This window comes from Microbulbifer maximicatervae (SeqCode) (assembly GCF_052468095.1).
The window spans coordinates 4,890,136-4,913,676 of record NZ_CP174332.1 but is presented as its reverse complement, the minus strand read 5'-3'; the positions used below and the strand labels follow the sequence as shown (position 1 = coordinate 4,913,676).

General features: G+C 44.4%; 20 protein-coding genes. 15 read left to right on the top strand and 5 right to left on the bottom strand.

The features are described from left to right. Positions 1-201: 201 nt before the first annotated feature. The 5 genes from ACJJIL_RS21815 (at position 202) to ACJJIL_RS21795 (ending at position 5,165) form a co-directional block, all read left to right on the top strand. Complete coding sequence (locus tag ACJJIL_RS21815; protein WP_445360752.1) at positions 202-2,199, top strand: ankyrin repeat domain-containing protein; 1,998 nt, start codon at positions 202-204, stop codon at positions 2,197-2,199. 184 nt (positions 2,200-2,383) lie between these two features. Beyond that, on the top strand, positions 2,384-2,947 hold the full coding sequence (locus tag ACJJIL_RS21810; RefSeq protein WP_445360751.1) for a TFIIB-type zinc ribbon-containing protein: 564 nt from the start codon (positions 2,384-2,386) through the stop codon (positions 2,945-2,947). A gap of 310 nt (positions 2,948-3,257) precedes the next feature. Continuing rightward, a complete protein-coding gene (locus ACJJIL_RS21805) occupies positions 3,258-3,626 on the top strand; it encodes a hypothetical protein (protein WP_282930449.1) in 369 nt (122 codons plus the stop codon). Between the two features lie 259 nt (positions 3,627-3,885). After that, positions 3,886-4,839, top strand: a complete 954-nt coding sequence (locus ACJJIL_RS21800) for a DnaJ C-terminal domain-containing protein (protein ID WP_445360750.1) — start codon at positions 3,886-3,888, stop codon at positions 4,837-4,839. Between the two features lie 5 nt (positions 4,840-4,844). Further along, entirely contained in the window at positions 4,845-5,165 is a 321-nt protein-coding gene (locus ACJJIL_RS21795) for a chaperone modulator CbpM (RefSeq protein ID WP_445362024.1), read from the top strand. A 6-nt stretch (positions 5,166-5,171) separates the two neighbouring features. Here the strand turns inward: ACJJIL_RS21795 and ACJJIL_RS21790 are convergent, their stop codons facing one another. Together ACJJIL_RS21790 and ACJJIL_RS21785 are read right to left on the bottom strand one after the other, a co-directional pair. Next, a complete protein-coding gene (locus tag ACJJIL_RS21790) occupies positions 5,172-6,158 on the bottom strand; it encodes a glycerophosphodiester phosphodiesterase family protein (RefSeq protein ID WP_445360749.1) in 987 nt (328 codons plus the stop codon). A gap of 138 nt (positions 6,159-6,296) precedes the next feature. Next, complete coding sequence (locus ACJJIL_RS21785; protein ID WP_413663970.1) at positions 6,297-7,277, bottom strand: calcium/sodium antiporter; 981 nt, start codon at positions 7,275-7,277, stop codon at positions 6,297-6,299. A 348-nt stretch (positions 7,278-7,625) separates the two neighbouring features. On the opposite strand from ACJJIL_RS21785, the gene ACJJIL_RS21780 reads away from it, so the two are divergent. The 10 genes from ACJJIL_RS21780 (at position 7,626) to ACJJIL_RS21735 (ending at position 19,305) form a co-directional block, all read left to right on the top strand. Continuing rightward, a complete protein-coding gene (locus ACJJIL_RS21780; protein WP_413663971.1) occupies positions 7,626-7,877 on the top strand; it encodes a hypothetical protein in 252 nt (83 codons plus the stop codon). Between the two features lie 274 nt (positions 7,878-8,151). Further along, a complete protein-coding gene (hppD, locus tag ACJJIL_RS21775) occupies positions 8,152-9,231 on the top strand; it encodes a 4-hydroxyphenylpyruvate dioxygenase (protein WP_413663972.1) in 1,080 nt (359 codons plus the stop codon). A gap of 14 nt (positions 9,232-9,245) precedes the next feature. Then, entirely contained in the window at positions 9,246-9,806 is a 561-nt protein-coding gene (locus ACJJIL_RS21770; protein WP_252084079.1) for a VOC family protein, read from the top strand. Further along, positions 9,803-10,810 carry a fumarylacetoacetate hydrolase family protein gene (locus ACJJIL_RS21765; RefSeq protein ID WP_444911876.1) on the top strand — a complete coding sequence of 336 codons (1,008 nt, stop codon included), beginning with the start codon at positions 9,803-9,805 and terminating at the stop codon, positions 10,808-10,810. Before ACJJIL_RS21770 ends, ACJJIL_RS21765 begins: the two co-directional genes overlap by 4 nt. A gap of 641 nt (positions 10,811-11,451) precedes the next feature. Then, positions 11,452-12,189: a YopT-type cysteine protease domain-containing protein gene (locus tag ACJJIL_RS21760; protein ID WP_413663974.1), complete on the top strand. Its 738-nt coding sequence runs from the start codon at positions 11,452-11,454 to the stop codon at positions 12,187-12,189. Positions 12,190-12,816: 627 nt separating this feature from the next. After that, positions 12,817-13,554, top strand: a complete 738-nt coding sequence (locus ACJJIL_RS21755; protein ID WP_413663975.1) for a YopT-type cysteine protease domain-containing protein — start codon at positions 12,817-12,819, stop codon at positions 13,552-13,554. Positions 13,555-13,759: 205 nt separating this feature from the next. Then, complete coding sequence (locus ACJJIL_RS21750) at positions 13,760-15,544, top strand: DUF885 domain-containing protein (RefSeq protein ID WP_444959071.1); 1,785 nt, start codon at positions 13,760-13,762, stop codon at positions 15,542-15,544. A 251-nt stretch (positions 15,545-15,795) separates the two neighbouring features. Then, entirely contained in the window at positions 15,796-16,839 is a 1,044-nt protein-coding gene (locus tag ACJJIL_RS21745; RefSeq protein ID WP_445360748.1) for a DUF5700 domain-containing putative Zn-dependent protease, read from the top strand. 259 nt (positions 16,840-17,098) lie between these two features. Continuing rightward, positions 17,099-18,082 carry a glycosyltransferase family A protein gene (locus tag ACJJIL_RS21740; RefSeq protein ID WP_445360747.1) on the top strand — a complete coding sequence of 328 codons (984 nt, stop codon included), beginning with the start codon at positions 17,099-17,101 and terminating at the stop codon, positions 18,080-18,082. Continuing rightward, a complete protein-coding gene (locus ACJJIL_RS21735; RefSeq protein ID WP_445360746.1) occupies positions 18,079-19,305 on the top strand; it encodes a glycosyltransferase family 2 protein in 1,227 nt (408 codons plus the stop codon). Before ACJJIL_RS21740 ends, ACJJIL_RS21735 begins: the two co-directional genes overlap by 4 nt. Positions 19,306-19,389: 84 nt before the next feature. Here ACJJIL_RS21735 and ACJJIL_RS21730 read toward each other — a convergent pair whose 3' ends face one another. The 3 genes from ACJJIL_RS21730 to rtcR all read right to left on the bottom strand — a co-directional run bounded on the left by ACJJIL_RS21730 (position 19,390) and on the right by rtcR (position 23,410). Then, positions 19,390-20,172, bottom strand: coding sequence for a TSUP family transporter (locus ACJJIL_RS21730; protein ID WP_445360745.1), 783 nt, complete (start codon positions 20,170-20,172; stop codon positions 19,390-19,392). A gap of 88 nt (positions 20,173-20,260) precedes the next feature. Continuing rightward, positions 20,261-21,751, bottom strand: a complete 1,491-nt coding sequence (locus ACJJIL_RS21725) for a C13 family peptidase (RefSeq protein WP_445360744.1) — start codon at positions 21,749-21,751, stop codon at positions 20,261-20,263. Positions 21,752-21,811: 60 nt separating this feature from the next. Continuing rightward, a complete protein-coding gene (gene rtcR, locus ACJJIL_RS21720; RefSeq protein ID WP_445360743.1) occupies positions 21,812-23,410 on the bottom strand; it encodes an RNA repair transcriptional activator RtcR in 1,599 nt (532 codons plus the stop codon). Between the last annotated feature and the right edge of the window lie 131 nt (positions 23,411-23,541).

The window sequence follows — 23,541 nt, the reverse complement described above, 5'->3', positions numbered from 1 at the left end:
TTTGGTCAATATTTAATTAAATAATAAAGAGAGAGCACTCTCTCTTTATTATTCTAGATATTAGCTGAATTGTGATTAACCTTTGAGTAACATTTTTGTGATATAGTTATCATCACTGTCCTTTATTCTATCTATTAATAAAAACTCTTTTTATAATTGTACCTTACATAGATTTTAATTGCGGAAGCTATAGGTACAATTATGAAAAGGAAGTTATATATTATTCTTTCTGTTCTTTATATTTTTTCATTTTCTGTAAATATTTTAGCCAATGATTTTTCTGATAATAGAACTAAAGTACTTGATGTATCCCTAGCAAGGGTAGATTATTTTGAAGCAGAAGTTATTCTGGATATATGGGTAAGTGAAAATATAGGGCATGCAAATTTAGGCTACGACATCTCTGAAATAACTGGGGGATATGCGCCGCTGAGAGTTAATCCAGGATTTAATACATTAAAGTTGTATATACAGAGAAATAGAAATAAGTTTTCTGCTGTAAAAACTTCTCAAATCGAAGTACATATATATAGTCGCGAGGACACTTTTTTAAAGGAAATTGTTCCTCTACAGATTACCTGGCCAGGTCCGGAATATGCTGACAAAATCCTAAAATCTAGAACTATTAATAAGTTAGAATATGCAGGCGTGGATAAATTAAATGTAAATAGAAATCTCTCATATTCTGAAAACTTAATAGAAAATTTTCTGCTTAACGGTTTCCCAATTGAAAAGCTTGATACATTTAGGCCTGCATATGATTTCTCTAAAAATAATTTAACATTAAGCCGATTTTTAGATGTCAATACGATTAAAAACATAAGTAGAGTTTTTGCGATATCTACAAACGGTACACCTTTAATTAAAGTGAAAAATAATGAGGTGAAAGCTGGGGAAGTTTATATAGGATCTGGCGAGCATATATCAGACGATAACTTAATTAAAACTGAAGAATTAACCTCTCTAAAGCAAAAGAATTTAAGTGTCGATAGTCTTTCTCGAATCCTTAATTTTGACGTTCCAAACGGTAGTGAAGTCGAAGATAGAATGTACAAGGAAGCCTATAGTTTAATTAATACAGGTTATAGGGATAACATATATAGAGCTAAAGCAATTTTGGATGAATTATTAAGTTTGAATTCAGAGTACTATAGGGCGTACTTAGAGTTGGCTAGATTTCATATGAAAACGAACTGGCCAGCTGGTGTAAAAAAAGCTGAAAAATTAATTCTTATTGCCAATGATCTTGAACCTGAATTTGCTGATACTCATGTCCTATTGGGATATGTATATACACATCAGGGAAAATATTTGGCTGCAAATGATGAATATATCCTTGCTGAAAAACTTGGAACTGACAATTTATGGTTGTATGCAAATTGGGGTTTGAACTATGAAATGCAAGGCGAAAAAGCTAAATCTATTAATCAATATTTGATGGCAATTGATAAGTCTTCAGATGTATCTCGTAATCAGAGGCCAATTTATTGGATTCTAAGAAATAGCAAGTTATTTGAATTCTTAATTTCTGAAGGTGAATTAAAAAAAGCTGATGATTTGTACTCATTTTCTGCTGACAAAATTCACTCTGAAAAATGTTTTTTACAGCAGCAGGCAAAGCTAAGACTTCATTATATGCAATGGTATGATGGGGCAATAGATAGTTCCATTAAAGCTAAAAAATCCGGCTGTAAAGTGAATAGTCCAGTTCTGGCTGTTTCGTATTATATGAAGTGGGTACATCAGCTAGACAATAATTTTAACCGAAAACAAGCAGAATCAAATTTAAGACGGGCGGAGGCTGCTGGTGATTCAGACGGCCACCTATTTTTTGAACTTGCTGATAGTGATCAAGTATCAAAAATAATTCCTAAGATAATTGATTTAGGGAAAGATATAGATCATGAACTTGATGGTGGTAAAACAGCTTTATTGTTGGCGATAGAGAGCAGTGATATAGATAGGGTAAGTCGCCTTTTAACTAATGGTGCCAATGTAAACAAGAGCACTATAAATAATTATTATCGCCCGTTAACATACGCGGTTTACTTAAAAGATTTTGAAATGGTTAGCCTTTTGTTAAGTTTTGGAGCAAATGCAAATTTCTATGTAGAAGAAGGCATTTCCCTATATGACTTCTCTAAGGAAGTAGGGGGGGAGAAAATTTCTAATATGTTAAGTGCTGATTTGAAAACCTAAAATAACTTCTATTGAACTTGAAAGGGCCGTCCTGGCGGCCTTTCTTATAAAGCACATAGAAACTGAGTGTTAAATTGGAAGTTAAATTAAGTGTGTTTAATCTTAGTTAATTAAATTGTCTGTAAGATGGTTTAGTTTGTGTCATATTTATTCGTAATTAGGGAATTATATTTTAGAGTTTAATATGCATAATTGTACCAGCTGTAAAGATGGCGTTCTTAAACCAGGATCTATCGAAAAGTTATTTCGTGGATATACTTGTTCTTCCTGTGAAGGTAACTGGATTCTAATTGAAGATTACTTAAGCTGGAAAAGACAAAATCCTAAATACAAATTTTCAGAAGACATTAGTAATCTTAATGATGTAGTTGCCGAAGATACTAAGCGAGCTATCTTGTGCCCTGTGTCTGGCTCCATAATGCAAAAGATAAAAATTATTGCTAGTAGTGAACATCGTATTGATTACAGCACTGTTGTCGGTGGAGTTTGGTTAGATAAAGGCGAGTGGGATTTACTAAAAGCTGAAGGGCTCGCTGGCTCACTTAACTTTTTAGTTACTCATGAATGGCAGAAAAAGATCAGGGAGAACAAAGCCCAAGAGACTTTTTCTGAAATGTATCGGAGTAAATTTGGCGATGACTTATATGATGAAGTTAAAAAAGTTCGCAAGTGGCTGAATTCAAACGAACAGAAAGTAGATGTTTTGGCCTATTTAAATGCGGAAGATCCTTACTCTGCTGAACGTTAACGCCTAATCAATATGTCCTGTTTCAGTGGGGCTGACTAACGTGGCTTCCCTGAAATATTAGCTCCATTATACTCTCATGTACAAATAGATTTATTTTCAAGTGATCATATTCGTAAAAATTACAGATTTAATTTGATTACATTGCATTTTTGAATTAATGGAATTTAATTGTCTTGATTTGATAACTGGTTAGCTTATTTTTCTGGTGTATTTTTGGAGTCGTATAGGAAGCCCAACTATTCAATGATAACCTCAATTTCGTTGTTTACTTAAAAAAATAATAGAGACATTTAAACTTAAGGTTAGGTATATGGATATCAAAAAATTATTACTGGCAAGTTTACTATTAGTGGGTGCATCTATTTCGTTGCCTGCGCTATCTGCTAATCTTGTGTGTCAGCTCAATGTAAAGTCTGGAGGTCAAGTTTTTGGCAATGGCACCTCTAGCTGCACGGGGATAGATTTTAGTTTTGGAAATTCCACCTCTGGAAAATGGACTATTACGAATATAACCAAGTCTATTGATCGAATAAATTGGATAAAAGGTTGTAGTTCAGGCCTCTCATGCAATGTGACTGTAAGAGCCTATTCAACAAATCAAGGCCAAGCATATATTCACTATGTTGATGGCAGTATTGAGTATGTGAGTGCTGATATGTGGTATGAAACAGGTCATTAACCTGTGGTATTTGGCGCCGAATTTAATTCGGCGTCAAATATAATATATGTATTGCGGTATGCCTGCTGGACTTAAAGTATAAATGCGCCATATTGAAGTTTAATAATTATCCTCAGTGTCTTCACCTAAATGCTGTTTGTTCCGCATCCTAATAACTCTTAAATTAGATTGGCAGATTCACTCATCACTGACATATTCTTCTGCTAATTAATTAAATTATGCATGGCAAAATGCACCATCTTTGGCTTTTATTAAAGCCATGGAATACAAGGACTATTACAAAATACTCGGCCTGGATCGAAGTGCGGGTCAGGCACAGATTAAGCGTGCCTATCGAAAATTAGCACGTAAATATCATCCGGATGTCAGTAAAGAGGAGGGCGCCGAAGAACACTTTAAGGAAGTAAATGAGGCCTATGAAGTATTGAAGGACCCAGAGAAGCGAGCTGCTTACGATCAGCTCGGTAGTGGTTTTCAGTCTGGCCAGGATTTTCGACCGCCCCCCAATTGGGACCAGGGTTTTGAGTTTCACGGTGGTGGATATACCGAAGCTGATCCTGAAGCTTTTAGTGACTTCTTTGAAAGCTTGTTTGGCCGCGGCGGGTTTCGTCAGGCTTATGGGCAAGGGCAGCGCCGCTCTTACAGTGCCCAGGGTGAAAATACCTATGCCCGCATCACAGTAGATCTAGAAGATAGTTATCGTGGCGGTACACGCCAAGTAACCTTAAAGCACTCGGTATTGGGTGCAGATGGGCGACCGCAACTGCGTGAGCGCACTCTTAATATAAAAATTCCCAAGGGGATCACTGAAGGGCAACAGATTCGCTTGGCTGGACAGGGTGAGCCTGGCATTGGAGAAGGTAAGCCAGGTGATCTCTACCTGGAAATTGCTTTCAACCCCCATCCCCTTTTCCATACAGAAGGTAAAACGGTTTACCTGGATTTGCCTTTGGCTCCCTGGGAGATAACGCTTGGAGCCAAGGTTCAGGTACCCACTCCCGATGGCCCCATTAAAGTGACCATTCCAGCAAACAGCACCAATGGTAAAAAACTGCGCCTCAAGGGCCGCGGTATCCCAGCAAAGCAGCCGGGGGATATGTATATAGTGATGCAAACTGTTACGCCGCCAGCCACTACTGATAATGAACGCGAGGCATACCGTCAGTTTGGCGGCGCATTCAACTTCAATCCGCGTCAGCCCATGGGAGGATAATTGTGATGCCTAAAAAGGTTGAGCAGCTTAGCGGTGTTCTCCTGGATGAAGAGAGTGAGTTAACTTTGAGTGAACTGTGTCGGGCTTGTGGTGTGCCGGCGGAGCGTATCATTGCCTTGGTTGAGGAAGGAATTATTGAGCCGCGCAGCAGGGAAGTGCAGTGGCGCTTTAGCGGAATTTGTGTGCGCCGGGTGCGCCGGGTTTACAGCCTGGAGCGAGATCTGGGGGTAAATCTTGCCGGCGCTGCATTAGCGATAGAGCTGCTGGAAGAAATAGAGCGTCTTCATGCGCATCTGGCACGGCTGGAGAAAGGTCGAAAACGCTAAGGTTATCTATTGTCTTGCTTGTAGATATGGGCCAATTAGCTCGATCTTCTCAATCCAAATAGCTCCGCTGTACCCTTCGGGCAGAAAACTGAGTTCTTTCGGTGTGTAAATACCGGGCAAGCCCCGCTTACCATTTTTATGGTCCACTGCCATCACCAAGCTATTGGCTTTGACTACTCGTTCAGAGTAGCGGTTGGGCCAACCCCATAAAGCCCATCGCCAGGTATTGGGTGCAACAACAATGCTGTTTCGGCAAGACTCGGGAAAGTAGCCACTCCAACCGAACAGTGCATATTGCAAAGCACATTGTTTGGCACTTGTCTTGCTGAAGGCCAATGCATTTGGCCGTAACTGGCGCATCCTTTCAATTGGGCGATCGCCACCGTAGACCATAAGCCGGGAATTAATAGGCAATTGATGTTGCCGAAGATAGTTATCCAATCGCTCTGCTTCTGTTGGATCATTACTCTTAATATTGATCAAAAACTGCTTGCCGGGAAAGTGCAGCAAGACCTCTTTTAAAGTGGGAAGTAAACCCACCCCCTGGCCACGAAAGGGGAATGACTTGCCGCCATCAAAGGTATAGCCGTAACCAATATCCAGCTTCTTTAAGTCTTTTATGGACTGTTCCCGGGTGACACCTGTTCCATCCGTACGGCAGTCTAGGGTCCAGTCGTGAAATACTGCGAAGTCGCCATCAGTGGTGGGATGGACATCGATTTCGACAATGTCCGCGCCATGAGAAAAGGCAGCTTCCATAGAGGGAATCGTGTTTTCCAGATAGCGGTGTTCCGGGGTATAGATACGGACTGCGGTGCATTCGTCACGGGTTAAATTATCCCGGTTGTAAGTTTGGTAAACGCCGCGATGGGCAATCAGGATTGGTTTTCCTTGCTGGGCTGTCGCCAGCCAAGAGGCATTGAGTAGGTAAATTGCACCGAGTCCAAATAGGGCTGTTAGCGCTACGGTTTTGCCAATGGTGCTTCTCTTCATCTAGCTGCTCTGCACTTTTCCTTGGTAGGTGTTGCAGATATTAGTCAGTTTTTGGGAAGAGAAATGGGCGCAGAGGTGGCGAATTATGGTGAATTCAGGCAGTAACTATGGGGTGGTGCGGCACCACCCCGAATATTATCAGAGTGCAGCTTTGGTAATGGTTCCTACCAGGTAGCCGGTATATACGAGGTAAGCCATTAGCAGCGCGGAGCCTTCCCAGCGATTGATTCGGCCCTGGCCTTTGAAGCCGTAGGCAAAAATAAACAGGGCAATTGTGAGGCCCAGAACCATCGGCCAGTCCCGGGACAGCACCTCGTGGGGTACGTTGTTCATGGGAGCAATGGTGCCGGCAATGCCAACCACCGCCAGCAGATTGAACATATTGGAGCCGACAACGTTACCGATGGCGATATCGTGCTCACCTTTTCGTGCGGCCACTAAAGTTGCGGCCAGTTCCGGCAGTGAGGTTCCCAGGGCAACAATAGTCAGGCCTATCACCAGGTCACTGACCCCCAAAGATTCGGCAATGGTTACTGCTCCCCATACGAGGATTCGGGAGCTGACAATCAATAGTACCAGCCCCGCTACCAACCAAAATATGGCAGTTCCGAGTGGCATAGGGTTGTCTTCCAGCTCAGTTTCTACTTCTCCCTCAAGCTGGTCACCTTTATTGCGCATGGCAGAAAAGATACTCCAGCCGATCAAGGCGAAGAAACCGAATAACAGAACAATACCCTCCCAGCGCTCCAAGCGGTCATTCCACAGGAAGGCACCACTGAGCAGGGTGATTGCCAGCAGCAGTGGCAGCTCTTTACGCACAATCTTTGAGTGTACCGATAGTGGGATCAGCAGGGCACTGAAACCGAGAATCAAACCGGTATTGGCAATATTGGAACCGTAGGCATTACCCAGGGCGAGGCCGGGGTTGCCATTCAAGGCGGCAATGGCTGAGACCACCATCTCCGGAGCGGAAGTACCGAAGCCGACAATCACCATGCCTATTAACAGTGTGGGCATGCCGCAATGTTTAGCAGTGGCGGCAGCTCCATCCACAAAACGATCGGCACTCCAGACCAGCACAATAAAGCCAGCAATGATGGCAGCAGCGGCGAGAAGCATAGGGGGTCCTCAATAAATACATTCAGGCGGGGTTTTTACCCGACAAACGGGGGCCGATTGTACCGGCTCTGGCAAATACAAAAAGGTATTCAGTTATTTGGATGGGCTGTCAGGGGCAAATTAACGTAAATGTCCCGTCAGTCAGATGGTTTCGCTGCCAGTGTGGGCTACAGTCAATGCATGGCCCGGTAAATCTGCAGGGTGATAATGGGATGGCGCGCCTAATCGCAAAATCCCTGAGCTGGTGGAGATGTCGGGTAAATCTACGCGGGTCGCACAAAGCAATGCGCGGCAGATTCCGCGATATCCATGTCACCGGCGGCTAAGCCGGGTATTTAGGAGGCCTTTATGAGACTCAAAGCTTCAATTGGGATACTGGCCGCGGCGATGGTTTTGACCCTGTCTGCCTGCGAACAGCGCAAGAAAGATGAAGGGATGGACGGCAATAAAGGAATGGGCACCGCTGAAACCGGTTGCTGCCAGCATGCCGAAAATGCCTGTGCTGGAGATGTGAGCAAATCCCAGTGCGACCAGATGACCGGCAAGTTTCACAAGGATCATATGTGTCGTACCGATACCGGTAAATGCACGCGTAAATAAGGTCGGCTGTGCACGGGTGTGGCGCAACCACTGTGTCGCACCCGGCTCCCGATTACTCTCCCGATCCTGTTCAAGGACCCGTTGCCAGCTGGTTATTCTCCCAGGCGCTAGCTTTGGAGGCTGGTGACTAAAAGCACTCTTCTAGTACTCATTTTTTAGCTGATCCAGAGTTTCTTGACATTAGTTACATCTGCAACTAACTTCGTTTGCGCTTTAAATCCACAATCCGCAGCCCCGCTTTGAAGTGCTGCGATGATAAGAAATGGAGGACCGCATGGCCGACTTATTTGAAAACCCGATGGGACTTAACGGCTTCGAATTCGTAGAGTTTACAGCGCCGGAAAAAGGCATCCTTGAAACCGTTTTTACCGCCATGGGCTTTGAGAAAATCGCCCGTCACCGCTCCAAAGCAGTGGAGTTGTGGCGCCAAGGTGATATCAACTTCATCACTAACTACGAGCCCGACAGCCACGCTTATTACTACGCCCAGGAGCACGGTCCCTCCGCTTGTGGCCTTGCCTTCCGCGTAAAAGATGCCAAGTTCGCCTACGAAGAGGCCCTGCGTAAAGGTGCACAGCCTGTTCATGTGAATACCGGCCCGATGGAACTGCACCTGCCGGCAATCAAAGGTATTGGCGGTGCGACCCTATACATGATTGATCGCTACGAAGATGGTGAGTCCATCTACGATATCGACTTTATCTGGGAAGAAGGCGTAGAGCGTCGCCCTGAAGGTTGTGGTTTCCACACTCTGGATCACCTTACCCACAACGTGTATCGCGGCCGTATGGATTACTGGGCCAAGTATTACGAAGACCTGTTCAATTTCCGCGAGATTCGTTACTTCGATATCAAAGGTGAATACACCGGCCTGCTGTCCAAGGCGATGACTGCACCGGATGGCAAGATCCGTATTCCGCTGAACGAAGAAGCAGCTGGCGGCGGCGGCCAGATCGAAGAGTTCCTGATGAAGTACAACGGCGAAGGTATCCAGCATATCGCCTTTGCTTGTGATGACTTAATTGCCTGTTGGGATCGCCTGAAAGAGCGCGGCATGGAGTTTATGACCCCGCCGCCGGACACCTACTACGAAATGCTGGAAGAGCGCCTGCCTGGGCACGGTGAACCTACTGAAGAATTCCAGAGCCGTGGCATCCTGCTGGATGGCACCACTGAGGGCGGCCAACCGCGTCTGCTGCTACAGATTTTCTCCGCTAATATGCTCGGCCCGGTATTCTTTGAGTTTATCCAGCGCAAGGAAGATGAAGGGTTTGGTGAGGGTAACTTTAAGGCCCTGTTCGAATCCATTGAGCGCGACCAGCTCAAGCGTGGCGTCATTAAAGAAAAGGAATAATAACGGAGGCTTCAATGGGCATTAAGCGCATTCACCACGTGGCGTATCGCTGTAGGGACGCCAAGGAGACAGTGGAATTCTACCGCGATCTTCTCGGCATGGACTTCCAGCTGGCCATTGCCGAAAACGAGGTACCCTCAACCGGTGAGCCGGACCCTTACATGCACGTCTTTATGGATGCGGGTATGGGGAATGTGCTTGCCTTCTTCGAAATCCCCAACTCCCCGGAGATGGGGCGCGATGAGAACACACCCAAATGGGTACAGCATATCGCTTTCGAAGTGGAGTCCATGGAAGAAATGCTTGAGACCAAAGCGCGACTGGAAGCGGCCGGGGTCGATGTACTAGGCCCTACCAATCACACTATCTTCCAGTCGATCTACTTCTTCGACCCCAACGGCCATCGTATCGAGCTGGCCGCCAATACCGCCAAGCCCGGTATGCACAAAGAGCTGAAGCGGGTTGCTGAGGATATGTTGGAAGAGTGGTCACGTACTAAAAAAGCCCCAAGGCACGCCGCCTGGATGCATGGGGAAGAAGAATTTGTGGAAAAAACTGAAGGGGAGGCACAGTGAAGTTAGCCAGCCTTAAATCCGGCCGCGATGGCCAATTGGTTGTTGTTAGCGACGATCTTACCCGTATGGTGCCAGCTGGCGATATTGCCCCCACCATGCAGAGTGCGTTGGACAATTGGGCATCAGTCAGCAGCGAGTTGGAGAAGCTACACGAGCGCCTGCAAAGTGGCGAGATTCAAGGGGAAGCCTTTGACCAAACTCTGTGTGCTTCGCCTTTACCGCGCGCATATCACTGGGCCGACGGTAGTGCTTACGTGAATCATGTTGAGCTGGTGCGCAAAGCCCGCGGTGCCGAGGTGCCGGAGAGCTTCTACAGCGATCCGCTCATGTATCAAGGTGGTTCCGATACCTTCCTGGACCCACGCGAGCCGGTAAAGATGCCGCAAAGCAATGGCTTTGGCATCGACTTCGAGGCAGAAATTGCCGTGATCACCGACGATGTTCCTATGGGGGTGTCCGCTGAGGATGCACTGTCCCATATCAAGTTGGTAATGTTGGTCAATGATGTATCCCTGCGCGGATTGATACCTGCGGAACTGGCCAAAGGATTTGGTTTCTACCAGTCCAAACCCTCTAGTGCTTTCTCCCCTGTTTGCGTAACCCCTGAACAGCTGGGTGAAAACTGGAGCGAGGGTAAATTGCATCTGCCACTGGTTTCCCATCTGAATGGTGAGAAGTTTGGCGAGCCCAATGCCGGTGTGGATATGACCTTCCACTTCGGGCAACTGGTCGCCCACGCGGCCAGAACTCGTCCACTTTGCGCAGGCACCATTATTGGCTCTGGAACGGTGTCCAATAAGTTGGATGGCGGCCCCGGTAAGCCTGTAGCAGAAGGCGGTGTTGGTTACAGCTGTATTGCCGAGATTCGCATGATTGAGACCATCCAGAATGGCTCTGCAAGCACGCCATTTATGGACTTTGGAAATACCATTTCCATCGAAATGCTCGATGATCAAGGGCAATCTATCTTTGGACGTATTGAGCAGACTGTAGAGCAGGTATAACACCGCTTAGCCAAACCTCGACCGGATTTTATCCCCTGGAGTTAACGGCCTAGGGACAGAATTTGGTCGAGGCATCTTACCTACCACTTTGCTGTTGAATCATTCCTGCCTAAATTTTTCACAACTAACTTATAGTGCTGTATTGAGTGGCTAAAAGTGTGCTGGCAAAGAGACCGGCACAGACGTTGTTGCTTAGTTTTTTATGCAATTTATTGCATAGCTTTTTACTCGCACACCTACTCTAGCAGTTTGCTGTTACAAGCCACTTTTTTAAACTGATGAGTTTTGTAAAAGTGTACTTTCTATAAATTGCTATGCGTCCTATTTGAGATTAAGAATGATAAATATTTATAAGTAAAAATATCTTCTTATCTCTATTTTGTCTTCGCAGTTAGAAACGGCTAAATATTGTCTGTTGCCAGATTATTATCGGCTAATAGATTTCAACAAAGTAGGATTCAGGCAAGATTAACGCTGGATAAAAAAATAGTGCCAGAGTCGATTTAAAAAGCGCTTTTATACTCTGTTGGCCCTGGAACTTTTCTGGTTCAATGCCCGCCCAATTCACAGGCGCTACAAATTTTCAGTTTTTAAAAAAGGATTTGTGCAGCGTTTTTATCTCATAAAATGAGGGATCGAATATGCCTATTTGGGTCGATAAAACCGTTCTCGCTGTAACTGGAACACGCGTAAACCCCGTACAACAATCTGTAGCCAATCATCGGGGTCAACTGACATACAACTTCAGCCAGTGTAAGGATCCGGTAAAAGCACAAATCACTATTCACGAAGATACTTCCGGTGGTGTTTGTGAAGCGCTTTCCGCTTTTTGGATCAAGTATCACTCTGATGGAGGGAGCTTGTGGGATTGGTTAATGCCGGCGGGTGCACTGGATGAACAGCACTTATTTCACGTAATGACCCTGCAACAGGCGGGCACACAGAATAACCAAGACGCAACTACAGAAGCCTGGCTCAGCACACAGAATATTTTCCCCACCAGTCAAAATGTATTTGGTGGTGCTTTCCCTAATGGCCGGGGAGGAAATACTATTCGGGGTATTCATCATTCCCGTAGAGCGCAAGGCCAGAGTGGCGTTTTCTCTCCCAATGCTTTGGCAAGGGAGATTATTTTAGATCAGACGGGCGGTGCTGGTTGCTATAAGAAGATAGGTCTTGATGGCACTTTTGCAGGTCATGCAATGGCTGCCTGGGTTGCGCAGGACATTACTTTCTTTGATCCCAACTTTGGTGAATTCTGGTTCGAATCCAGAAATTCCTTCTTTAATTGGTTTACCCAATCATTTTGGCATAACTCTATGTATTCAGTAGGGCTAAGCGGTGGCTATGAAGTTCGCTCTTACGCTCGCCGCACATAAATTGGCAGTAGCTGTTTTAAGTGGTTCTATTAGTAGTAGCAATCCACTACCCATTTTTTCCTCTTAGCCCTTCCCCCATGGGCGCTCGGCAGCCGGGTTTACCCGGCTGCCTTTTTTAGTTGTTACCACTTCTACCTATTTCACTTCTTATCATTGACTCATTTTCAAGTCGTAATTATCTGAAGGTAACAAGCTCTATCTATGGAAAGATAAAACCAATTGTCGCCAACTACAAAAAAATATTTCCATTTAGATAGTTTCCATGTCATAGGTCAATTTTTTTGTACCAAAAATAGTACCAGAGTCGAATTAAAGGACCCGTGTAATCTGACTGGCAAGCGTAGCTGGGTCTGTTCTTATAAGGAATTAATAGGAAATAGTCATGATATTCCTACCCATAAAAAATAGTGCCAGAGTCAAATAAATACTTGCGCCTCAATCTATTTCGAGTTGCTATCTATGGCCTGAGAAAAGAGTGCCAGAGTCGATTTTAAAAAAAAATGGACACCTATCTGCCCTGTAAATTTTCTGTTTCAATCTAATGCATATACCGGAAAGCACTTCTCAGAAGCAGTTAACTAATCGCTGAATAAGTGTTTCTACATTGTGAATACAGGGGAGATGGATATGCCGATTTGGTTTGATAAAACAGTACTTGCACTTACCGGGACAAGGGTAGGTCCTGTTCAGAGATCTGTGGCCCAGCACGGTGGCACACTTCAATATAATTTCAGTCAGTGTTTGGATCCGGTGAAGGCACAGATCACCATACATCAGGATACTGCTGGCGGAGTCTGTGAATCTCTGAGTGCCCACTGGATTAAATTTCACGCAGAGGATGGAAGCCTTTGGAATTGGCTATTCCCCAATAATACATTGAGTGAGCAACATCTTTTTCATGTGATGACCTTGCACCAGATTGGTGGAAATGCACCAAACCAGGATCAGGTCTCAGAGACGTGGCTGCAATCTCACAATATTCTGCCTCTTCAGAATAATGGCGGTGTGGGTATCGCTGGGCCAAATGGTCAGCGCCAAATTCACGTGGTTACAGGCCCTCGGTTAGATCGTGGGCAAACTACTATGCGCAACTCTGCAGCGCTTGCCGATGAAATTATTAGGGAGCCGACGAGAAGCGCTGGCTCTTACAAGAAAATCGGTATTTCAGGTAAGGTGGGTGCCCACGCCATGGCAGCCTGGGTTGCGGAAGATGTGTTGTTTTTCGACCCAAATTTTGGAGAATTTTGGTTCCCAACCAAGAACGCATTCCGCAACTGGTTTGTAAACTCTTTCTGGAATACATCTATGTATGCCATTGGTCTGAGTGGGAGCTATGACGTGCGCTGTTATGCACATGCCACCTAAGTTGCCAGCCAACTGATTGACCGCTTGGTGGAGGAAATTATACTCCTCCACCCCGCTTGTGGCGGTATGTCTATTCCGCTGAGTCACTATTATCCATCCTTCGTGTATAGTGCTGGTACAAGCTTGCCACGCCTACTCTGTAGGGTAACTAAAAGAGCAAGCTCTGTTGTTCTTTTTAGATACCAACAGCACTACGGAGCCAAGGGTGAAATTCAAGAGATCACTTACCTACTACCTCAAGTCCTTAACAGGACCGCTTATTGCCACTAGCCTATTGATGCCCTCAGCCTGGGCAGCAACTGCTACAGAAGAGCTTCAAAGTGTTCTTAAGGATCACTGGCAATACACGCTGAGAGAAGACCCGATTACTGCCGGGCGAGTTGGCGTTTCCGATTACAATCGAGAACTGCCCGGGGTAACTGCAGAGGATCGTCAACGTCGTATAGAGGCTGAGCAGGCCTTTATCCGGCGCCTTGAGGCTATCGACCAGAGTAAGTTAAGTGCTTCAGACCGCGTCAATAGTGAGCTTCTCTCTTGGGTTCTTGCCAGCTCAGTTGAGGAAGAGGAACTGTTTCTCGACCGAATTCCTCTAAACACCTTCTCAAGTTTTTACGCAAGTGCACTTGAGGCAAATAGTGGTTTGGCGATGAGGGATACCGCCGACTACGAGGACTATATTGCCCGTATCGGTGAATTTGGTCGCTACTTCGATGAGAACATTGCCAATATGCGCGAAGGTATTCGCTCTGGCTTTGTGTTGCCCAAAATCGTTGTAGAAGGTATAGCGCCAACTGTTCGCGCTCAAGTATATAAAGATCCCAGTAAAAGCAGCTTGTATAAGCCTTTTGCTGAGATGCCGAAAACCATCGCGCCCGATGAGCAGAAGCGTCTGCGAGAGCAGGGCTTAGCTGTGATTAAGCAAGTAGCTATTCCCGCATTTGGACGGGTAGCGGATTTCCTTGAGGGCGACTACCTAAAGGCGGCCACAAAGACTTTGGGTGCTGAACAGATGCCTGGTGGTAGCGACTACTATCGCCACAACATCCGCTACTACGTGACCCTGGATCTGGACCCTGCGGAGATTCATCGCACGGGCCTTGCTGAAGTGAAGAGAATCCGTGCGGAAATGAAAGCCCTGATCAAGGCGTCAGGCTTTAAGGGCGGCTTTACAGAATTCACCCAATTCCTGCGCACAGACCCGCAGTTTTATGCCAAAACACCGGAACAGCTGCTCAAGGAAACGGCCTATATATCCAAGCGTATTGACTATGTATTGCCGGAGTTCTTTAACTTACTGCCGCGTACTCCCTATGGCGTGGTACCAGTTCCCAGTGAAATAGCACCTAACTACACTACGGCCTCCTATAATCCAGCCGCCATTGGCGGTACTCGCGGTGGTGCCTACTGGTTGAATACTCACGGGCTGGACCAGCGTCCCTTGTATGAGCTACCTGCTCTTACCTTGCATGAAGCTGTACCGGGCCATCATTTACAAAATGCTCTCTCGCAGGAGCTTGAGAATGTACCGGACTTTCGTCGCAACCTTTACCTGAGCGCTTATGGAGAAGGTTGGGCCCTTTATTCTGAGAGGCTGGGTAAAGAGATGGGACTGTACACCACTCCCTACGAGCACTTTGGACGCCTCAGCTATGAAATGTGGCGTGCCGCACGCCTTGTGATTGATACTGGTATTCATTCTCAGGGGTGGTCACGACAGCAGGCATTAAACTTTCTTTCCAATAATACATCCCTCTCTCCGGCTAATGTACGTGCAGAAGTAGATCGCTATATATCCTGGCCGGGGCAGGCGCTATCTTACAAGATGGGGGAAATTAAAATTCGACAGCTGCGAGCTATTGCGGAAAAAGAGCTTGGCGATAAATTTGATTTGCGATCGTTTCACGATGCACTGCTAAGTAATGGTGCTTTGCCTCTTTCGATGCTGGAAGAACAGATGCAGCGCTTTATTGAAGAACAGAAGTCTGCCTAAGCCTACCCTGAATCCCATTCACTACCTGTGGGTGGGATTCAACCTTTTCAATATGTCCTCTGTCGTAAGCAAAACTTTCTTTTAGATAGCTGAAAATACAAGCTCCTTTAGTGGCACAAACTGCAATATTTTTGTCTCATATTTGGAGTGGAGGTTGTGTAGGCAATAAAGGTCTAATAATCACACAATATGTATTTTTTAAGATTGAATACCTGGTTATTCTTTCCTTTTACATTTTTATGAGAGGTAAAATGAATATCTTTAAGTGGGTGATTTTTTTAGGCTTGTCTCTGATAAGCGTTATGGCTTTTTCCTCAGCGAAAGTAACAGATAAAATAACAATTGATTTTGAGAGTGCTGATAGATTAGTTGATATTTTATCTGGAGACAAAGTATCTGATAATCAATTAGATAAGCTGATGAGTTTACAGGGTATACAAGCAACGATCCATCAAACCTCAAGATTTGACAATAAGGCCAGTGCTGAGTCATTTCGGTCTAGTTTGATCGATGTTGTTGAAGGTAATCCAGTTAAAAATGATCCCTTTAGATTTCAACAGTTAAATGAACGATTGTCCGAAGTCGAAGATATTCTCAAGATAATAAAGCGCAATCCTCAGCAATATTTAAATAGTGTAAAGAGGGGAATTGGTGATTATTCTCCTAAAGATATTTCCTTTGATACCAATATTTTTATGGTAGTCGGGGGAACTTCTGACGGTTGGGCCCAAGATGATAACTTTTATATTGCGCTGCAGTATTTTAAAGGAGATTATGAAGGTTTACTGACACTTTCAACGCATGAGTTATATCATGTTGCTCAGTCCAATTTTTATGGAAAGGGAAAAAATCCAGACTCTAATTGTGAGAAAATCTTAAATCAAACCCGTCTGGAGGGTATAGCCTCTATTGTGGGTTCTCCATTAAATGTTACAGACGGAAAAGAGTACACAGAATGGTTTAAGAAAAAATTTAAAAGAAATTTACAGCGAATAGATAGTAACTTTGTTTTATTTGAAACAATGCTTTTTCGTGCATGCATTGACTCAAGCTTAGACTTTGACAAAATCTATCATTTGGGTTTTTCTGCAGTATGGGATAGCCCGCTGTATTTTGTAGGTTTCTATATCGGCAATAGAGTCGAAGAGTTAAAGGGTAAGGATTATCTGATTTCACTTTTACAGGAATCACCTTCAGCTATGTTTAAAGCTTATATCAAGCTTTATAAAGATGAGGAAAATAAAGATTTAATAAAGTTCGATAAACCGATTGAAGATATTATTCTTGCCATATAGCACCTAATCAAAACTCTAAGAGTTGGTTCTGGAAATTCTAGGCGCCTTGAGTAGGCGTCTAATTCTCTTGTTACATACCCTGATCTTCCCGAAAGCATCTAGATTAAGCAAATTATCGATTAATAAGTTTGAAAAAAGGTGTATAGCTGTCTACTTTAAGTGGTACAGCCTTTATCAGACTTGATTATATTCAAATTAATTTACTTATTGTATTTACATTTAATTCTGCTGCTTTGAGAGAATTATAAAGAGAATTTGTATGCCTAACAGTAAAGTTGGGGTGGTGATACCAACATACAATGAAAAAAATAATATTGTTAATACGTTGAGCTCTATTGTTCATAATGATACGACTGATGTAAAAATTTACTTATCTGACGATAATTCCTCAGATACCACGATTGGGTTGGCTGCTGATTTTCTTCAGAAAAATAGAATCCCATATAAAATTATTTTAAACGATGGTAACAATGGGGCAGGCTATTGTAGGAATAGTGCTCTCGATCAAATAGCTGAACCGCTGACTTTATTTTTTGATGCCGATGATCTAATCCTCCCAAATATGTTGGATCGAGCTGTTTCAATTGCTACAAAAGTTAACAGTGATGTTTTGTTGATGGCCTATCAGTGTAGATTTCCGGGAAGCACTATTAATCTCGGTATGGTAGGTGATGACAATTTAATTTTCTACAGAGCGCTTAGAACCTTTGGTAACAGAACTTTTTCCACTTTTGATCATGATGGCATTCTATGTTTAACACCCTTCCCTTGGAATAGATTGATTAAAACCAGTTATGCAAAAAGGGTTTCCCTTAGATTTTCACAAACGCCTGTACATAATGATGTGTTAGCACATTGGAATTTGCTCACAAATGCTAAAGATATTGCATTATTTGAATCCCCTTTTTGTATTCATAATGTCGATCCCACAGGAAATAGGCTGTCAAATATTTCAGATGCACGGCGTATATCTGTATTACAGATTTTTGATGAGGTTGAAGACTTCTTTAATAAGAATGTTAATCTTAGAGATAGATTTTACCACTTGTATGTCAAAAGCAAGTTAGCATTGTTTAACTGGTGCTGGCGTAATCTTGACGAAGAGTATAGGGGGAGCTTTCAATCTCAGTTTACAAGATCTTTTCTATCATTGAGTAATGCGGATTTGAGAATGCTCTTTGACAAAGATCCAGATACTGCTAATTCTGTATTAGATTACCGAACTTCAGTGGTATGCGCATGATTTCGATTGTCGTTATTTCAAAGTCTAGCGGTGTCTATCTCAATACCTGTCTGCAGAGTATTATTCGACAGCAGTACAAGGACATAGAGATACTTGTTCTTCATTTTTGCGAAAATGATGAGCGAAGCCGGATTAATAACTTTACAGGTTCAATGCCCAGAATTCGAAGTATTCATATTCCGAGTACTTCACAGATTGATGACCAGCTAATTTTTGAATTTGGAGTAAAAAATACTTTAGGAGAGTATGTTGGATTTATCGATGAAGGAGATTGTTGGTACCCTACATTGATTCCTAAATTACAGGATATAGTCAATAGTGAGAATCCAGATGTAGTATTTTTTAGCCATAATAAACCCCTACAAAAATTCTCAGGATCCATTGGTGATAAATCCAGGTTTGTTTTAAAAATAAATTCTATAAATGTCAGGAGGTTTTATCGCAGGGACTTTGTTTGTGGAAATAAGATATCCGAATTTATTTTGGGTTCCTGCGTTAATGGTCACTCTCTACATTGGATAACAACCGTCAAGGCTAAATCAATATTAGTTTTACCAGAAGTTGGGTCGTATAGTTTAGTCAACATGGATGAAAAGAAAAGTGATCTAATGGTTCAGCGATTGGTGAACCAATACCATTTTGTATTTGACTACTTAACAAAAAATGCTAGTGATGCGGATTATAAGAATGAACTTCTTGGATGTTGGTTGCTGTATTTGATAGAATTACGGCCGCTTTATGGCGATAAAAAAGTAATTTCTCTATTAACCAAATCAAAATTAGTCGAAAAATATACAGAAAGAGAATTTAATGAAGCTTTGGGCAATCTGAAGTTGGACAGAGATAAGCAGAGTTTGGTGAGAGAGTGGTATTCTGACTGCAATAAGATTGATAAATATTTAAATCTATTTTATAGGTTGCTACCATCAAGGCTATCTAGCTATATACGGCAAAATGGTTTTAGATACTCCATGAGCAGAGGTTTTCAAAATACTTATTATCGACTGCCTGACTGGGTAAAGCCACTGATAAAATTTACCAGGAAACGAGCCAGGAGAAGAGTTTCCAATGATGAATTGCTAGAGAGATTAGAATATCTAATAAAACAGAGCCGGTTTGAGCAGTATATGTCGATAATCAATGAGGATTTTGAGAGCAAGCTATCGAATCAAATCACCGAGATCAAGAAGGAGTTGATGGAGCTTAAAAAAGAAGTTCATTAAAGATCTTTTTAGATGCTCCATAAAACAATCCAAAGCCTTAATGTTTAATCTGATTTTTCTGAGTTCCAGCCACCTTCATACCCTTCAGAAGATATAATCTATCCATCCCATAGAGTGGATATATTTTATTAGCATTCCACCACACATAAGAACTACCATTCCCCGTAAATAACCAGGATTAATTTTAAATAGAAAATGAGATCCCAGCCAGGCACCTATAACTTGTCCAATCATCATTAAGATTCCCGCAACCCATAAAATTTGACCGGCAAATAAGAATACGATTAAAGATGCGATATTAGTGGAAAAATTGAGAGGTTTTGCATTGGCCGTGGAGGTTAGTAAATCCTGTCCCCTACAGGCAACGCCTGATAAGGCAAAAAATGATCCAGTTCCGGGGCCAAACATACCGTCATAGTAACCAATAAATGGGATTACGCCATATTGGTATTTCTTTCTTGAGACCTTGGGTTTAGTACTACTATGAGTAAGGGATGGAGAAACTATAAAATAAATAGCAATAAATAAAAGAACAGCAGGGATAATAAATGACAAAATATCAGTATTGATGAACTGTACCGCTATTGTGCCCATGGCTGCGCCAATAAAGGCAAATAGCATTAGATTTTTAATTCCATCCCAACTGATCTTGTTGTTTTTAAGCATCATGTAGGTAGCAGTTGCAGTACCAATACTGCCTTGTAATTTATTCGTGCCCAAGGCAGTTAGTGGCGGAACGCCACTAAGAATAAGGGCCGGTACAGTTATCAGGCCGCCCCCACCTGCTAGTGTATCAAGTAGGCCCGCAATAACGGCGACGAAAAACAAAATAAACAATAACTCTACAGAGAGGCTAGCGAACTCCAAGAAGGTATCTCCTTTCGCTTGGTATTATGGTAGATAGTGATTAGAACCAAAAATAATTTTTTAGTCGGTTTGTACCGGAATTCCAAAATTAATAAATCGATTTTTTTCCATGCCACCACATCAGAAAATTTTCTCCCACTGAATACTGGGGTAGGGAGTGTCGGCTTCTTTTAATTCCCTGCTCCTGCTCCATTTCAGTCACTTTTAATTTTGCCATTTCAAACCAAGCTTCAGGGTTATCGATACCCTGGTTAAGGGCTTCACCGTACAGCGCAGAACTAAACCAGGTGCGCTCAGAGTCATCGCTACATCCAAAGGAGCTGCGATCAGCTGCAGCCGAAGTGAAGATTACCCGATTGGGGCTATTCAGAACCTCTACCCACTGACCGGAAAAACAGGCTGAAACAACGATCCACTGGTACTGAGCGTTAATATTATCCAGCCATTGTTGCCCATCTTTCAGTGAGAAATCGTTTAAGGGAATCTCCCCCTCGGCAATTTTGAAATCTCCATTTCGAGCACCATGGCTGACCAGGTGTATAAGAAGTAAATCTTCTTTGGGGTCCATTAACTGATCAATTGCATTGAGGCTTTCCTGGATACTGGTGCGGGTAGCCAGGGGAAAACCGTATCCGCCGCCGTTACTGAGGCGCAGCATACGTTGGTCAATGCTAAAGGCTTCATCGAGGCGCTCTGCCACCCAGTCCAGCTCCCTGGCAAATACTGGAGAGGTACCGTCACCACCTATCAGTAGGGTGTAAATATCGCGTACGCCGGGCCGCTGTGAGGGGAGGGCGGCTATGGCACTTTGTAAGCGCTCACTCTCGCTGTAGAGCCTGGCTTCTACTTGGGCACCGGGAATATCTGTCTGTGCGCGCCAGGCGTCTTCGCTGGGATAATAGGTACCACCGGAGAAATAGGCAGACTCCTCGACAGTGTTTCCTTCAGCATCCGTACTTATTCGTACGCCTTCTCCTTCTGCTTCTCCATAGCGAAAAGTGGCACGGATAATCGTGCCGTCAGGCTGGGTGAGTTCACCTTCGCCGGAATAGGAGCCGTACTCGAAGCTGCCGGTATAGCGATAGCCATCGCTATCTGAGTAGCTGCCTTGTATTAAGTATCCGTATTCAAAGGCGCCCTGATAAAGGCTGCCATCTTCCGCAGTGAGTTTGCCTTCGCCGTGGGGATCAAAGTCTAAAAATTCACCATGATAGCTCCCATCTTCATCCCAATTTAAAGTACCGCTTTGCAGCTCCCCTTCATGAAATTCTCCCGCCCATTCAGTTTCATCGCAGTTATAGCGGCCTTTGCCATGGAATTCTCCGTTTAGGAACTCCCCTTCGTAGCTACAGCCATCACTTCCAGTTAGCTCACCTTCACCTGTCATGCGACCTTCTCGAAAGTCGCCACGATAATGGCTGCCATTGGGCCATTCGAGCTGACCCTGTCCATGAAACAGACCGTTAAGCATCTCACCTTTGTAAACAGAGCCATCTGGCAAGGCGGTACCACCTGCGAACTGGGTTGGCTCACAGGCGCTGAGTAAGAAAATAAACGGAGTTAAATAGGTGTATCTCATTCCATGATCCAGCGTCCGGCTTTTGGAATCAGACTAACAAAAAAAGATGCCAAAGGGCCTCTATGTTTTATTCAACTGGTCGAATTTAAGACCGTATTTATCTAAAAGTTGGCGTACCCGGTGTGAGTCGTTGTTGGATTTTTTTGAGGTGCGGCTCACTTGAAATAATTTGCGTCCGGCCTCTGCCATCGAATTGGACTCTGCACAAACCTGAAACAGCCCAGCTAGTTTGATTTGCTCGTAGTAATCCATCTGCTCGATGCGGTCACGCCCCAACAGTGTTTCGATACGGGCAAGGGGTAGCGATGAATCTGTTAGTGGGTTTTGCCATTTAATTCGCAACCTATGGATTTCCTCTTCCACTACCTGAGTCGTGATACGCCCACCGTCGGCGAGGGTACCCATACGCAGGATACTGGCGTTAAGGTCGCGAAAGTTCGCAGACCAGCTGGCCTCGCGGGAGCGCCCAAAGCTCAGGTACTTTTCCCGTGCCGCTCTATTAAAGCTGACAAGATGCCCGGATTTCCTGGAGAAAGCCTCCAGCTCAAAATCTATATTGGGTTCCAGGTCTTCAATACGCTCTCGTAGAGAGGGCAGTCGGTAGGTCCACAGATCGATACGGGCGAGCAGGTCCGCGCGAAATTTACCTTCTTGGCAGAGCTGTACCAGATCTCGGTTGGTACCGGCGATCAGCTGGAAGTGACTGCTTACTTCCTTATCAGAGCCGAAAGGCATAAAGCGTTTGTGCTCAATCGCACGCAATAACATGGCCTGCTCGTCCAATCCCAACTCACCGATTTCATCGAGAAACAGCAGGCCCTTATCTGCCTCCATTAGCAAGCCTGGACGCTGGTTGGTGGCACCGGTATAGGCGCCCTTACGGTGGCCGAACAGGGCGGACATGGCATTCTCGCCGCGCAGAGTGGCGCAGTTAACGGCTACCAGGCCTCCCTCCAGCTTGCCCCGCTGTTTACGCAATTCATAGACACGCTGGGCCAGCTGGGATTTACCTGCCCCTGTGGGGCCGGTAATTAGTATGGGGGCGTCGGAGCGAATGGATACCTGCTCCAGCTGCTCGATCATCTGGTTAAAAGCGAGATTGTTGGTCTCAATTCCACCCTTCAGATAGGTGGTGCCCTCCTGGTGTTCCCTCTGGAAGCGAGAGGCAATCTGGTCGTATTTGGACAGATCCAAATCGATGATTTGGTATTCGCCCGGTAAGCTACTGTTCTTTCTCGCCGGGGAAGTTTGCAGCAGACGTCCGGGGAAATACCCCGCCTCTGTTAACAGGTACAAGCAGATCTGCGCTACATGAGTACCGGTGGTGATATGCACCAGGTACTGCTCATCATCCGGCTTGAAGCTATAGGCGCGGGCGAAATCCAGCAGATTGCTATACACGCTCTCGAAATCCCAAGGGTCATTGAAGTTCACCCGGTGGTGGACCACTTCGGTCTCTGGAGACACCCGCGCAATATCTTCTGTGACCTGGTCAGCCAGGTTTTTTGAGTGGTTGTCGAAAAGGAGCTCCAGCCGATCGATCAGCAGATCATCGTGCTGGCACATGGAAATGTTTGGGCGCCACTTATCCCAGCGCTTGTCGCCTTTGCCACGCCGGTCCTTGCTGGTACCGAGAATACTGATAGCGATTGTCTTCATACTATCTAAAATATGATTTAACTATCAAAAAAGATAGAAATTTATGAATCCCTTATCTCAAAAAATCTCCTAAAAACTCCTGAGATAAAAAATAAATCATTTAAAAACAATAAGTTACAAGTATTTTTAAA